13 protein-coding genes are annotated in these 13,142 nt (G+C 60.9%); 8 read left to right on the forward strand and 5 right to left on the reverse strand.

Going from position 1 to position 13,142, the window contains the following annotated elements:
• Positions 1-143: 143 nt before the first annotated feature.
• The 4 genes from AB1462_RS16590 (at position 144) to AB1462_RS16605 (ending at position 4,813) form a co-directional block, all read left to right on the forward strand.
• The gene (locus AB1462_RS16590; RefSeq protein WP_367247374.1) at positions 144-2,576 is read left to right on the forward strand and encodes a TonB-dependent siderophore receptor; all 2,433 of its coding nucleotides are present in this window, start codon (positions 144-146) and stop codon (positions 2,574-2,576) included.
• Between the two features lie 150 nt (positions 2,577-2,726).
• Positions 2,727-3,830, forward strand: coding sequence for a PepSY-associated TM helix domain-containing protein (locus tag AB1462_RS16595; RefSeq protein WP_367247375.1), 1,104 nt, complete (start codon positions 2,727-2,729; stop codon positions 3,828-3,830).
• A complete protein-coding gene (locus AB1462_RS16600; protein WP_259193959.1) occupies positions 3,827-4,009 on the forward strand; it encodes a DUF4175 domain-containing protein in 183 nt (60 codons plus the stop codon). Before AB1462_RS16595 ends, AB1462_RS16600 begins: the two co-directional genes overlap by 4 nt.
• Positions 4,010-4,183: 174 nt before the next feature.
• Positions 4,184-4,813: a glutathione S-transferase gene (locus tag AB1462_RS16605; RefSeq protein WP_090401763.1), complete on the forward strand. Its 630-nt coding sequence runs from the start codon at positions 4,184-4,186 to the stop codon at positions 4,811-4,813.
• A gap of 186 nt (positions 4,814-4,999) precedes the next feature.
• On the opposite strand, the gene creD is transcribed toward AB1462_RS16605, so the two are convergent.
• The 4 genes from creD to AB1462_RS16625 are packed head-to-tail and all read right to left on the reverse strand — an operon-like array spanning position 5,000 to position 9,042.
• Positions 5,000-6,373 (reverse strand): cell envelope integrity protein CreD, encoded by a 1,374-nt coding sequence (creD, locus tag AB1462_RS16610; protein WP_315335242.1) that lies wholly within the window; start codon positions 6,371-6,373, stop codon positions 5,000-5,002.
• A 51-nt stretch (positions 6,374-6,424) separates the two neighbouring features.
• Positions 6,425-7,864: a two-component system sensor histidine kinase CreC gene (gene creC / locus AB1462_RS16615; protein ID WP_259193957.1), complete on the reverse strand. Its 1,440-nt coding sequence runs from the start codon at positions 7,862-7,864 to the stop codon at positions 6,425-6,427.
• Positions 7,864-8,532, reverse strand: coding sequence for a two-component system response regulator CreB (gene creB / locus AB1462_RS16620; protein WP_090401760.1), 669 nt, complete (start codon positions 8,530-8,532; stop codon positions 7,864-7,866). The genes creC and creB overlap by 1 nt, the downstream gene beginning before the upstream one ends.
• A gap of 9 nt (positions 8,533-8,541) precedes the next feature.
• Positions 8,542-9,042 (reverse strand): ATP-dependent zinc protease, encoded by a 501-nt coding sequence (locus AB1462_RS16625; protein WP_090401759.1) that lies wholly within the window; start codon positions 9,040-9,042, stop codon positions 8,542-8,544.
• Between the two features lie 172 nt (positions 9,043-9,214).
• Here AB1462_RS16625 and AB1462_RS16630 point away from each other — a divergent pair, with 172 nt between their 5' ends.
• Positions 9,215-10,102 carry an acyltransferase gene (locus AB1462_RS16630; RefSeq protein ID WP_090401758.1) on the forward strand — a complete coding sequence of 296 codons (888 nt, stop codon included), beginning with the start codon at positions 9,215-9,217 and terminating at the stop codon, positions 10,100-10,102.
• On the opposite strand, the gene AB1462_RS16635 is transcribed toward AB1462_RS16630, so the two are convergent.
• A complete protein-coding gene (locus tag AB1462_RS16635) occupies positions 10,099-10,671 on the reverse strand; it encodes a DUF2780 domain-containing protein (protein ID WP_090401757.1) in 573 nt (190 codons plus the stop codon). The genes AB1462_RS16630 and AB1462_RS16635 overlap by 4 nt on opposite strands.
• A gap of 137 nt (positions 10,672-10,808) precedes the next feature.
• On the opposite strand from AB1462_RS16635, the gene AB1462_RS16640 reads away from it, so the two are divergent.
• From AB1462_RS16640 to AB1462_RS16650, 3 genes are all read left to right on the forward strand, one after another.
• Entirely contained in the window at positions 10,809-11,267 is a 459-nt protein-coding gene (locus AB1462_RS16640) for an anti-sigma factor (protein WP_259193954.1), read from the forward strand.
• Positions 11,268-11,671: 404 nt separating this feature from the next.
• Positions 11,672-11,932, forward strand: a complete 261-nt coding sequence (locus tag AB1462_RS16645; protein WP_259193953.1) for a hypothetical protein — start codon at positions 11,672-11,674, stop codon at positions 11,930-11,932.
• A 118-nt stretch (positions 11,933-12,050) separates the two neighbouring features.
• Positions 12,051-13,025: a hypothetical protein gene (locus tag AB1462_RS16650; protein WP_090401754.1), complete on the forward strand. Its 975-nt coding sequence runs from the start codon at positions 12,051-12,053 to the stop codon at positions 13,023-13,025.
• Positions 13,026-13,142 lie beyond the last annotated feature (117 nt).

The following is a 13,142-nucleotide window of genomic DNA, read 5'->3' on the forward strand; positions in this document are numbered from 1 at the left end:
GAATACCTTCAAATGTGGGAGGGGGCTTGCTCCCGAGGAGGCCCTCAAACCCACCGCAAAATATTTTGATCCTGCCCTATCACTTTTCGATTCTCGTTCGGCACATAGGCAATTGCGAATTACTTCCATTCAGGAGCCGCCCCATGTCCCGCACGCTAGACACCTTGTTGCGCCCCAGCCTGTTAGCCGTGGCCATTGCCCTCAGCGCCCCACTGGCCAGCACAGCGCTGATTGCCGCCGAACAAGCTTCCAGCGTGCGCGCCTACAACCTGCCGGCCGCGCCCCTCGCGAGCACCCTGAACCAGATCGCCAGCCAGGCCGGCCTCGCGCTCACCCTCAACCCGGCACTGGCCTCGGGCAAGACCTCGGCCCCGGTCCAGGGCCAGTTCGACGCACCGGGCGCACTGCGTGAAGCCTTGCGGGGCACCGGGTTGCAACTGGAGCAAAGCAGCGCGGGGACGTACACGTTGGTGGCGGTTCCGGAGGGTGTGATGGCGCTGCCGGTGACCAACATCACGGGGCAGGATGGCAACCAGGAAAGTGCCTGGGGCCCGGTACAAGGCTACCTGGCCACACGCACCGCCGCCGGCACCAAGACCGACACCGCCCTGGTCGAGGCCCCGCGTTCGATCTCCGTGGCCACCCGCGAGCAAATGCAGGATCGCAACGTGCAGAACCTGGATGACGCGGTGAAGTACATGCCCGGCATCGTCTCCGCCAGCTATGGCAGCGACACCCGCTACGACTGGATGCGCGTGCGCGGCTTCGAGCCCACCCAGTTCCTCGACGGCCTGCCACTGCCGCGCGGCGTGTACGCCAACCCCAAAGCCGAAACCTGGAACCTCGACCGTCTCGCCCTGCTGCGTGGCCCGGCCTCGTCGGTGTACGGCCAGACCCCACCGGGCGGCCTGCTGGACATGGTCAGCCGACGCCCCAGTGCAGAATCGAGCAACGCCATCCAGGTGCAATACGGCAGTGACAACTACCGCCAGATCAACTTCGCAAGCACCGGCAAAATCGATGATGAAGGCCAATTCCTCTATGGCCTCAGCGGCGTGGTACGCGATGCCGGCACCCAGGTCGATCACATCGACAACAAGCGCTACAACATTGCGCCGAGCCTGACCTGGAACATCGATACCGACACCAAGCTGACCCTGCTCTCGCAGTTCACCCGTGACGATACCGGGACCACCAGCCAGTTCATGCCGATCCAGGGCACCAAGATCAAATCTCCGCTGGGCGAGGTCTCCCACCACAAGAACCTGGGCGACCCGGACTACGAGTTCTACGACCGCACCTACTACGCGCTGGGCTATGCCTTCGAGCATCGTTTCAACGACACCTGGCAGTTCAAGCAAAACCTGCGCTATACCAAGTCGGATCTGTCGTTCCAGCAACTGACCGTGGGTTCCTACGCTTTTTCTCCGGCGGATGCCGCAGGCAATATCAGCCGCTCGACCACCAACGTCGACGAGGACATCGGTCAGTTCGCGGTGGACAACAACTTCCAGGCTGACTTTGCCACTGGCGATGTCGTCCACACCCTGCTGCTCGGCCTGGACCACCAGCGCACCGATACCTCCTATCGAGCGATATTCGGGCTTGCGTCGGGAACCAATATTTTCAACCCGATCAACACTCAGCCGACCCTGCGCCCGACCGATGTCCGACCTTTTTACGACTACAACCAGAAAACCGTGCAGACCGGTCTCTACGTGCAGGACCAGATGGCCCTGGACAAGTGGCGCCTGACCTTGGGCGGGCGTGAAGATTGGGTGCATCAGGGCACCACCTACTTCAACGACAGCGATGCGACCAACACTGACCGCATCAAGCACTTCAGTGGCAACGCGGCGCTGAGCTATGTATTCGACTCGGGCTTCGTACCCTACTTGTCCTACGCCGAGTCGTTCCAACCGGCGAGCAACGCCGATACAAACGCGCTCAAGACGTTTAAACCCACCGAAGGCAAGCAGTGGGAAATGGGGGTCAAGTATCAGCCGCCCGGCTCCAATACGTTGCTGAGTGCAGCGGTCTACGACCTGACCCAGAAGAATGTGCAGGTGACCACCCTCGGCGCCGGGGGCCAGCAAATCAACGGCCAGACCGGCGAAGTGAAGGTCAAGGGCCTGGAGCTGGAAGCCGTGTCCGACGTGACCGAGAACCTCAAGGTCATCGCCGCCTACACCTTGGCAAAATCCGAAGTGCAGAAAGGCATCTACAAAGGCAACCGCCTGACATTAATGCCCAACCAGCAAGCCTCGCTATGGACCGACTACACCTGGCACACCGGTGTGCTTGACGGTTTCGGCATCGGCTTTGGCGCCCGTTACACCGGCAACACCTACGGCGACCAAGCCAACACCTGGCTGGGCAAGGCCAATGCCTACACCGTGTTTGACGGTGCGGTGCACTACGACCTGGGCCGCCTGGACAACAGCCTCAAGGGCGCGTCGGTCAAGTTGAATGCGACCAACCTGTTCAACAAGGACTACTTGTCTACTTGTGATGGCAACTACTGCTACTTCGGCGACCAGCGCAGCGTCGTCGCCAGCGCCACCTACCAGTGGTAATCGACCGCTTTTGAAGCATGCGTCTCTACACAACTTCAATAGGCTAATGCGTAGCAGCTGTCGAGCCTTGGCGAGGCTGCGTTTGCGGTGTGTCAGGCATAACGCAAACGCAGCCTCGCTTGCGCTCGTCAGCTGCTACAAGGCTAGAAAATGAAAAGCAAAACCATCCGCCGCTGGTCCTTCATCCACACCTGGACCAGCCTGATCTGCACGGTGTTCCTGCTGCTGCTCGCCCTCACCGGCCTGCCGCTGGTGTTTCACCATGAGATCGACCACCTGCTGGGCAACGAGCCTGAACTGGCGCGGATGCCCGCCGATACGCCACAGCTCAACCTTGAGCAGTTGGTGACCAAGGCCCAGGCCCATCGCCCAGGCGAGGCCATGCAATACCTGGCGTGGGATGAAGACGACAAGAACGGCGTGATCGCGATCATGGCCGCCACAGCGGGCACCGAGCCCAATTCATCCCACACTTTCATGCTCGACGCACGCACCGGTGATGCGGTCGAGATGCCGTCGGCGAATGGCGGGTTTACCCTGTTCCTGCTGCGCCTGCACGTGGATATGTTCGCCGGCCTGCCGGGCAAGTTGCTGCTGGCATTCATGGGCATTCTGTTTGTGCTCGCGATTGTCTCGGGCACGGTGCTGTACCTGCCGTTCATGCGCCGCTTGAAGTTCGCCACCGTGCGCCAGGACAAGTCCAGGCGCCTGCGCTGGCTCGACCTGCATAACCTGATCGGCGTGATCACCCTGACGTGGGCGCTGGTGGTGGGCGTGACCGGCGTGATCAGCGCCTGTGCCGATTTGATCATCGCCGCCTGGCGCACCGACAGCCTCAGCGCGATGATCGAACCCTACAAAAACGCCCCGCCTCTGGCCCAACGCGCACCGGCCAGCGAGCTGCTGAACATCGCCGCCAAGGCAGCACCCGGCATGCAGCCGGACTTCATCGCCTTCCCCGGCACGCGCTTTTCCAGCGAGCACCATTACGCGGTGTTCATGAAGGGCAGCACGCACCTGACCTCGCACTTGCTCACGCCGGTCCTGATCGACGCCAGCACCCTGGCCGTCACCGCCATCGCCGAACGGCCGTGGTACATGGACGCCATGGGCATGTCACAGCCGCTGCACTTTGGTGACTACGGCGGCATGCCGATGAAGATCCTCTGGGCGGCGCTGGATGTGCTGACCATCATCGTGCTGGTGAGCGGGATTTACTTGTGGATCGTCCGGCGCAGGGCGGGCAAGGCATGAAGCCAAGGCAGTCGAGTTTCTGGAAGGTATTTGGCATTCCGCTGGGGATTGGCCTGCTCAGCGCCGCCGGGTTGTTTGCGGCGTTGCTGGGGGATGGGCTGTGGGATTCGTTGAGTTGGCTGGGGTTGGGCATACCGGCTGCCATTGGTATTTGGGTGTTGTTCAAGCGACGTGGCTGAGGGCGCTATCGGGGGCAAGCCCCCTCCCACAGTTGACCGCGTGGTTATGACGAACGCGGGACACATGTGGGAGGGGGCTTGCCCCCGATGAGGCCCTCAAAAACACCCGCACTCCCCCTCGCCAGCCACCACGCAACCCTCTAGGCTAGCCACAGTCAATTTTGAGGTTTGCCTATGTCCACTCCCAGCATGACCTTGTTCCACAACCCCGCTTCACCGTTCGTTCGTAAGGTTCGCGTGCTGCTGGCCGAGACCGGCCAGCAGGATCGCGTCGCCCTGCACGGCTGCATGCCGACACCGGTCAACCCCGATGTGCAGTTGGTGCAAGACAATCCCGTGGGCAAGATCCCGGCCCTGCGCCTGGCCGACGGTACCGTGCTGCACGACAGCCGGGTGATCCTCGATTACTTCGATCACCAGCACGTCGGCAATCCGCTGATCCCTCGCGATGGCTCGGCCCGCTGGCGGCGCCTGACCCTGGCTTCGATGGCCGACGGCATCATGGATGCCGCCGTGCTGGTGCGTTACGAGACCGCCCTGCGTCCGGCGGAAAAACACTGGGCGCCGTGGCTCGATGAGCAGCGCAACAAGATCCGCCGCACCCTCGCCGAGCTGGAGCAGGACGCCATCGCCGAGCTGACCAGCCACTTCGACATCGCTTCGATCAGCGTGGCCTGCGCCCTCGGCTACCTCGACTTTCGTCATCCGGACATGCAATGGCGCCTGGATAACCCCAAGCTTGCCGCCTGGTACGCCGAGGTCAGCCAGCGGCCTTCGATGCTGGAGACCCAGCCGCCCGCCTGACACTCACACCGACCCAATGGGGGAGCGGGCTTGCCCGCGATTGCGGTACGTCATTCAGTACATCTGTTTCTGAACCACCGCTATCGCGGGCAAGCCCACTCCCACATTGGACGGTGGCGGTAGTGAGGAATGTGGCGATCCTTGCGGCTAACTGCGCCCCTACTTGCTGATCCTCGCGCAACCCGATCATTGCACCGCCTCCAGGTCGAACTGCAGCGGCTCGGCTGCCTTGCGCTTGCCCACGCCATACCAATCCAGTTTGCGCGTCAGCACCATCACCGTCCCCAGCAGCCCGAACAGCAGCAGCGAGCCCATCAGCAGTGCGTAATCCTCGGCACTCAACAGCCCGTACAGCAAGCCATACAGCGCCGCCAACCCCGCCGAAAACCCCAGGCCATGGGTAACGCTGCGCAGCACGTGGCACACGTAGAACCCGATCAACAGCACGCAGGCACTCGCCGAAATCAGGTAGGCCAAGGCAAAGCCCACGTGCTCGGACAACGACAACAGCAACAGGTAGAAAAACGCCAACGCAACGCCCACCAATGCGTATTGAATCGGGTGCACCGCCAGGCTCTTGAGCACTTCGAAAAGGAAGAAACCGGCAAAGGTCAGGGCAATGAACAGCAGCGCGTATTTGATCGCCCGGTCGCTCTTGAGGTACTGGTCCACCGGGTCGATGAAGTTCACGCCGAAGCTGCGGTTGTTGAAGTCGTTGCAGCCCTGGCCGTCCAGGCAGGTTTGCAGGGCTTGTTCGAGGTTGGTGGAAAAGAATGAGGTCTGCCAGTTGGCCGTGAAACCGTTGTCAGTCACTTCGCGCCGGGCCGGCAGGAAGTTGCCGATAAAGCTGGGGTGCGGCCAGTTGGAGGCCAGGGTCACCTGACTGGTCTTGCCCACCGGCACCACTTGCAGTTGCTCGGTGCCTTGCAGGCGCAGGTCGAAGGCGAAGTCCACTACCGCCGGTTTTTTGCTGTCCTGCTCCGGCAATGCCACATGCACGCCCTCCCCCAGCCAGTCCACTTGGGAGCCCGGTTCGAACTCCAGGCGCTGGCTGCCCAGCTCCAGCTTCAGCGCATTTTCGATGCCGCGAATATCACTGATACCCACCGCCAGAAACGCCGGCTCAAAGCGGTAGTCGGCAAAGTCTTCGGTGATGCCCAACTGCGCAGGCAGCTCGAAACGCCCACTGATACGGTTGTCGGCATGAAACAGCCGAGCCTGGTAAATCCCCCGTGCGCGCAGTTCGGTCTGCACCTTGCCATCGAGCTCAAAACGGTCCGGCAGGAAATACAAACGCCCCCGCTCTTCACGGGTGACCTCGTAGCGCTTGTTGAGCTTTTCATTGAGCTTCCACTCGCGCACGGTCTTGCGATACGGCACCACCATCACCGGGCCGGTGAGGCGCTGGGCATAGCTGGAGCTGCGCGCGATGTCCATCAGGACGCCGTCGCGCAGTTGCTGGCGGTCACTGATGATGCCGTTGATCATCAGCAACGGAATCAGCAACAGCAGGATCAGCAGCGCAATCGCGCCAAGTTTGAAAAGCAGGCTGCGGTTCATGGGTCTCTCCCTGTTTTGATGGGGAGAGTCTGGGCAGCCTGTGTGGGGGATTTATGTGGGCAATGTGGAGACTGTGTGGAGATGCAGCACCACGTGCACGCCGCCAGGCACATTGCCGATCTGCAGGGTGCCGCCGTGCAGCTTCATGACTTCCTCGACAAAATTGAGGCCCAGGCCGGTACTTTTGCGTCCGCTGCCGGGACGCGGCAAGGAATAGAAGCGCTCACTGAGGCGCGGCAGGGCGTAGTCGGGGATCGGCGCGGCCTGGTTGAACAGGCTCACCTGCACGTCGTTGTGCAGCGTCTGTGCGCTGAATCTCAACACGCCACCGGGCGGTGTGAAGTCCAGCGCGTTGTCCAGCACGTTGCCCAGGGCCTGGCGCAGCAGGAAGGGTTCGCCAAACACCTTCACATCAGCGGCAACCGTCTGCTCGACGTGCAACCCAGCGCCTTCGATTCGCGCACATTGGGCGTTGAGCACAGCGTCGACCAAGGCCGCCAGCGGGATACTCGCCTGCTCTTCCAACCCCTGACGCTGCTCTACCTGCGCCAGATTCAGCAGGCGTTCGATCAACTGCTGCAGGCGTGCGCTTTCACTGTCGATATTGCCGACGAAACGCTGCTGCTGTTCGCGGCTCATATCGCCCTGCAACAGCTCGGCCGCGCCGCGAATCGCCGCCAGCGGGCTTTTCAATTCATGGGTCAGGGTGTGTACGTAGTGTTCGACGTAAGCCTTGCCCTCCAACTGCGTGCGCATGTGCTCGACGGCGGTGGATAACTGCTTCAGCTCGCCGCCGCGATAATGCGGCAGCTCAGCCCTTCGGCCTTCACTGACGGCTTCGGCGTAAGCGGTCAGGCGACGCAGTGCAACGCTCAGCCACCACGACAACAACGCGCCAAGCAACAGGCCGAGGATGACCAGGCCCGCGCCGTACCACAGCAGGCGGCGTTCAGTGCGGTCGACATACGGCTGCAGCGAGCTGTTCGGTTTAGCCACGGTGACCACGCCGATGATCTGCCCGTTATCGCGGATCGGTGCGCCGACGTGCATCACCGATGAGGTGGGATCATCCGCTGCACTGCGAGTGGAACGCGCGCCGTACTCGCCGCGCAGGGTCAGGTAGACGTCGTTCCACTTGGAGTAGTCCTGGCCCACGGCTTCGCCCGTGGAGTCGAGCAGCACGGTGCCTTTGGCGTCAGTGACGTAGATACGGTGGTTGACCTGGTTTTTCGGCAGGCCCCAGATGGTCGCGCCCGGCTGGCGGCTGCCGTAGGCCTTGAGCAGCGCCGGCCAGTGACTCTGCCCGAGGGTGCCGTTCTTCACGTCTTCGCGCAGGATCTCGGCCAGCAGGTTAGCGGTGTCCACCAGGGTTTCTTCGGTGGACTGGCGCACGCCGGGGCGGATTTCCTTCATCACCGTGCTGAGCACGAAATAACCGGTAAGGCCGATAAACAGCGCATACACCAGGAAAATCCGCAGTCCCAGGCGCATCAGCTGTTGCTCGGGCTGTAGCTGTAGCCGAGGCCGCGATGGGTCTGGATCGGCTCGGCATCGGCGGCCACGCTGCGTAGCTTGCTGCGCAGGCTCTTGATGTGGCTGTCGATATTGCGCTCGTAACCGGCGTCGGCCGCCACGCCTAACGCGTCCAGCAACTGCTCGCGGCTGAACACTCGCTCGGGTTGCTCCAGCAGGCTTTGCAGCAGGCGGAATTCATGCCGGGTCAGGCTCAGGGGTTGGCCGCGATAGCTGATTTGCATGCGTTCCAGATCAACCTGGAACAGCGCCGGCGCCACACCGGGGCCGACGCGCTTGAGGATCGCCCGCACCCGTGCCGCCACTTCCCGTGGGCTGAACGGCTTGACCACGTAATCGTCGGCGCCGATCTCCAGCCCCACTACGCGGTCGATCTCGCCATCCCGCGCACTGAGGAACATCACCGGCACTTCACTGAAACGGCGCAATTGCTTGCAGGTTTCAAAACCGCTGATGTCCGGCAGGCCGATGTCGAGGATGATCAGGTCGGCGGGGGTTTGGCGCTGATGGGCCAACGCCTCCTGGCCGAGGCTCAGCCAGGTGGTGGTAAAGCCCTCGCCTTGCAGGGCGAATATCAGCGTGTCGGCTATCGCCGCTTCGTCTTCGACAATCAGGATGTGGGGCATGGGTTCAAATCAGCAGTCCGGTTTGTCGGCAGTGTAACGACGGGCCGGGTTTACTGCTGCGCCAAATTCACGCAAGGCCTTGGCGCCGATCAGCAACGGGTAATTGAAGCTGCTGCGGTCAGTGAGGTTGACCTCGACGGTACGCTTGACGTTGCCCAGGCACATTTCCAGGTCGATCACCGGGCGCTTGGTCACAGAGGCTTCGTCTTTTTCGTCGTCTTCGTCGGCGCGGCTCTTGATCTTGCTGATGCGCGACACCTCGTGTTCGTAGACTTTGTTGGAAGCGCCCTTACCGCCGAGGCGGAAGCGCACCCAGTCCTCACCATCACGCGTAAAGGTCTCGATATCACGGGCCGACAGCGAGGCCGTGAGCGCGCCGGTGTCCATCTTGGCCTTGAAGGTTTCGCCGATCTCCGGCAACTGGATGTATTCGTAGCGACCGTAAAGGGTCGGTTCGGCGGCCATGACGGGCAGGGCAACCAGGGCAAGGGAGGCAAGAAGCAGTTTCACGAAGTGAGTTCCTCGGAAAGAAGTAGGCGGATTCTAGACCGCAAAGACAGCACTTAGTTAGTCACCCCACCATAACCGCCACATTGTGAAACATTCGTACGGCCATTTGCGATTTGGCCTCTAGACTCAGCTTGCTTATGATGGCGCGCCCACAAGATTCCAAGAGTTACTTATGCGCCGCCTGCTCACCGGCTGTTTTGTCTCACTGCTGCTGTTGCTCAACACCCTGGTCCTGATCGGACCGCTGCTGGTGTTTGCCCTGCTCAAACTGGTGGCGCCTGGTCGCTATCGGGACTATGCCTCATGGGCGGTGATGTGGATCGCCGAGACCTGGGCCGAGATCGACAAGCTTATTTTCTCCTTGTGCATCCCCACCCAGTGGGACATTCGCGGCGGCGATGAGCTGCGCGGCGACACCAGCTACCTGGTGATCAGCAACCACCAATCGTGGGTGGACATCCCGGCGCTGATCCAGGCCCTCAACCGCCGTACACCGTTCTTCAAATTCTTCCTGAAAAAAGAACTGATCTGGGTGCCCTTCCTGGGCCTGGCCTGGTGGGCATTGGATTACCCGTTCATGAAGCGCTACACCAAGGCGTTCCTGGCCAGGCACCCGGAGCTGGCGGGGCAGGACTTGAAGATCACCAAAGAGGCCTGCGAACTGTTCAAGCGCCAGCCGGTGACGGTGGTCAATTACCTGGAAGGCACGCGGTTCAGCGAGGCCAAGCGCAAGCAGCAGGATTCGCCGTTCACTCGTTTGCTCAAGCCCAAGGCGGGCGGTGTGGCGTTTGTACTGGCGGCGATGGGGGAACAGCTGGACGCCGTGCTCGACGTGACCGTGGTGTATCCGCAGCAAAAGATTCCGGGGTTCTGGGACTTGATCAGCGGCGCGGTGCCCAAGGTGATCATCGACATCCAGACCCGTGAGCTGGACCCGGCGTTGTGGCAGGGAGATTACGAGAATGATCCGGCGTTTCGCCAGACCGTCCAGAACTGGGTCAACCAGCTCTGGACGCAGAAGGACGCACGCATCGAACAACTGCGTGCGGGGCGTATTTAGCTACCGGTGCCCCAGGCCTGGGCCAGTTTACCCAGCAGCGAGCTATTGGCGCCCTGCCCGCCCAGGTATTGCAGGATCACCGGGGCAAACTGGCCGACCATCCCACTGTCCATCCCCAATGCGCTGAACGCGGTGTTGAGGTCGTTGGTGGTCTTCACGTTGCCCAGCAAGCCGTCCAGGCCGCTGGTCTTGCTACCGCCGGTCTGGCCGAGCATCCCGCTCAAGGCCCCGAGGCTGCCCAATGCATTGTTGCCCGACAGTTGGTCGAGGCCCGGCACGCTGTTACCCAGTTGCGAATAGTCGTTGCCGCTCAATTTGTTCTTGGCCAGGCCCAGCATGGCGCCCGTACCGCCTACGGCTTGTTCGGGGGTGATGTTCAGTTGCGAGGTCAGGGCGCTGAGCAGGCCAGCCGTCTCGGACGACGGCGCTGCGGCTGCGGCCTTGTTGTTGCCCCCTTGCATGCCGGAGATGGCATTGGCCGCGTCGCCAAGGCTGAACCCTGCGGCAAACACCGGGGTGGCGACCAGGCTCATCAGGCAGGAAAGGGCGAAACCGCGTGAAATCTTCATTGAAACAACCTCTGGGTGTAGGGGGTGAACGCAGGCGTTTGACTGGGCATCCGGCACATTGTTCCAGGGCGTCCCAGGAACCCAATGGCAGGCTCAGAGTCAATGAAATGACTCCAAAACTTGTCAGGAACAATTCCATGAGCGCGACCCGCCCACCCGTGATTGACCCAACGCCACCCTTCTGGAGCCGTCCACGCCTGTTTATCGGCGCCTGCATAGCCATTGTCGCCGGCCTCGGCGGCGCGTTTTACACCCAGGACAACGTCAAGTCCGCCGCCACCCTGATCACCACCACCCAACAGCCGGCGGCGCAGATCATGGCGCACAAGGATTACCTGGAAGTGCAACCCATCGCCATCACCGCCCCCGCCCCGGACCAGAGCCTGGAACTGTGGGCGATTCCCGAAGGCGGCAAGCCCGTGTCACTTGGACTGATACCGGAGGATGGCGAAGGCATCATTGGCTTGAGCCCAAGGCAGCAGGCGAGCATCAGCCAGCCGGTGGAGTTGATGGTGAGTTCGGAGAGCAAGGGCGGCTCGGTGACCCGGCAGCCGACAGGGCCGACGGTCTATCAAGGCGCGCTGGCTAGTCGCTGACAGCGTCAAAACCCATGTGGGAGGGGGCTTGCTCCCGATAGCAGTGTGTCAGGCAGCCTATGTGTAACTGACCCACCGTCATCGGGAGCAAGCCCCCTCCCACATTTGATCTTCATCGGCTGGACGGCTTGCTCATGGCGGAGGATGGCGCTTATAGTTCGGCGGTCGTCCACATGGCGACACGGGTTTGGCGACCCGATTGAAATAATGCATGCAAAAAGCACCTGCTCCTTTGCAGGTTTTTTTGTACGCGTAAAGCTGCTCTATGGCGGCTGTGCGCGGGAGACCTTCGGGTCTGCCGGCTTTGCTTTATTTCACCGGTTCGCCAACCTGCGTACAGCTGCCACCCATTCGTTTGGCGACGTGTGAGTGGTAGCCACACTCTCTGAAATGAAGGCTAAAACATGAACCGATACATGCCCCTCACCGGCCACGACAGCACCATCCCCTCCCTGCTCATCGACACCCAAGTCCCGCTGGACGTGCTCCACGACGCTGCGCTCTACCGCATCCGCGCCGTCACCCAAGTCATGGAAAACCTCGCTTTTCGCGAAGGCCTGGACACCGACAACATCGTCCTTCAAGACTTCGCCCTGCTCTGCGCCATTCCGTTGCGTGATGGCTGTGATTTGCTGGATGTGATTAGCCGCCGGTTGCAATCGTAGGCACGTGCCTGGACTTAAGTAGTCCATTTCCGAAACGTTAAAACCGCCCCTGCATGCGTCTTACCTCGCTTGTAGCGCCTTCTTATAGTCGTGCGCCACAGCCTTGGAGGTGTAAGCGATGCAGGGAGCCTATGCATTTATCAATGAACGGCCGCAGCCTTATCCGTTGCTCAAACTGAGCCTTTCGCTCAACCCAACTACCCAAACCAAGTTCGACATCCTCAACCAGCACATTCGCAACACTGTCGTGCTGCCTGGTCAGTTAGTCATTATCGGAGACAGCCGAACAGCTGCCTGTACCGCTGAAGAGGCTCGCTTGATGCAATCGGCCGCCAACATCAAACATGCTTTGTTCACACATTCCGCCACGGATCAATTCCTGATCAAAAACTACGATCAGTTACAGGCCATCATGTCCCATGCCTCCCTAGGGATCGGCAGCGTGACCAGTGCCTGGAGCAAGCACCTGACGCAGATTGAAGAGACGCTCAAGGAAATCGATGAGTTGCATAAGCAGTACCTGAGGACTGGTACCGCAAGTGCGAGGAATGAGTTTCTGGCTAAGCGCAGGACATTGTTTGCGAAGCTGGATGGTCAACTTTCAGGGTTGGCGCGGTTGGGGACGGGCTTGAAAAACGAAGGCTCGATTAAAAAAATGCTGGGGATTTCCAGTAAGAGCTATTGGCATCATGGGGAGATTCGGGGGTATGAAGAGACGGTCAAGCGAGTAGCCAGGGCCTCGGAGATGTTGAAAAAAGGCACCTATATCGGGATCGCTCTGGATATTGGAGCGACTGCGCTGGAGATAGCGGAGGCTTGCTCCACCGGGCGTGAGCAAGAATGTACGCAAGCGAAGTATGTTGAAGGAGGTAAATTGGTGTTTGCCGTTGGCGGTGCATACGCAGGAGGAAACATTGGCGCGGCTATCGGGATCGGTGCCTGCATGCTTGTTTTTGGCATACCTACAGCGGGCGCCGGAGCCCTGGCCTGCGCAATCGTAGGAGGCGCTGCTGGAGGGTTTGCCCTAGGCTCCGCCGCAAGCGACGTAGGTAAAGAAGCTGGCACCTTTCTCTACAAAACCTGGGGAGGCTAAATGGATCCGATATTTATCGGTATGTTGTCAGGAGCCATCATGCTACTCAGCCTCCCACTCAACTTTTATGTCATGTTCGATAAGCTCGATGCAGCAGAACATTATCTGCAATCCAGC

Source organism: Pseudomonas sp. SB113 (assembly GCF_040754745.1).
GTDB classification, from domain to species: Bacteria; Pseudomonadota; Gammaproteobacteria; order Pseudomonadales; family Pseudomonadaceae; genus Aquipseudomonas; species Aquipseudomonas grimontii.

Coding starts and splice junctions, on each gene's coding strand:
- AB1462_RS16650 (WP_090401754.1), top strand. CDS start 12,051: ATGCAGGGAGCCTATGCATTTATCAATGAACGGCCGCAGCCTTATCCG.
- creB (WP_090401760.1), bottom strand. CDS start 8,532: ATGCCCCACATCCTGATTGTCGAAGACGAAGCGGCGATAGCCGACACG.
- AB1462_RS16630 (WP_090401758.1), top strand. CDS start 9,215: ATGCGCCGCCTGCTCACCGGCTGTTTTGTCTCACTGCTGCTGTTGCTC.
- creD (WP_315335242.1), bottom strand. CDS start 6,373: ATGAACCGCAGCCTGCTTTTCAAACTTGGCGCGATTGCGCTGCTGATC.
- AB1462_RS16605 (WP_090401763.1), top strand. CDS start 4,184: ATGTCCACTCCCAGCATGACCTTGTTCCACAACCCCGCTTCACCGTTC.
- AB1462_RS16640 (WP_259193954.1), top strand. CDS start 10,809: ATGAGCGCGACCCGCCCACCCGTGATTGACCCAACGCCACCCTTCTGG.
- AB1462_RS16595 (WP_367247375.1), top strand. CDS start 2,727: ATGAAAAGCAAAACCATCCGCCGCTGGTCCTTCATCCACACCTGGACC.
- AB1462_RS16590 (WP_367247374.1), top strand. CDS start 144: ATGTCCCGCACGCTAGACACCTTGTTGCGCCCCAGCCTGTTAGCCGTG.
- AB1462_RS16600 (WP_259193959.1), top strand. CDS start 3,827: ATGAAGCCAAGGCAGTCGAGTTTCTGGAAGGTATTTGGCATTCCGCTG.
- creC (WP_259193957.1), bottom strand. CDS start 7,864: ATGCGCCTGGGACTGCGGATTTTCCTGGTGTATGCGCTGTTTATCGGC.
- AB1462_RS16635 (WP_090401757.1), bottom strand. CDS start 10,671: ATGAAGATTTCACGCGGTTTCGCCCTTTCCTGCCTGATGAGCCTGGTC.
- AB1462_RS16645 (WP_259193953.1), top strand. CDS start 11,672: ATGAACCGATACATGCCCCTCACCGGCCACGACAGCACCATCCCCTCC.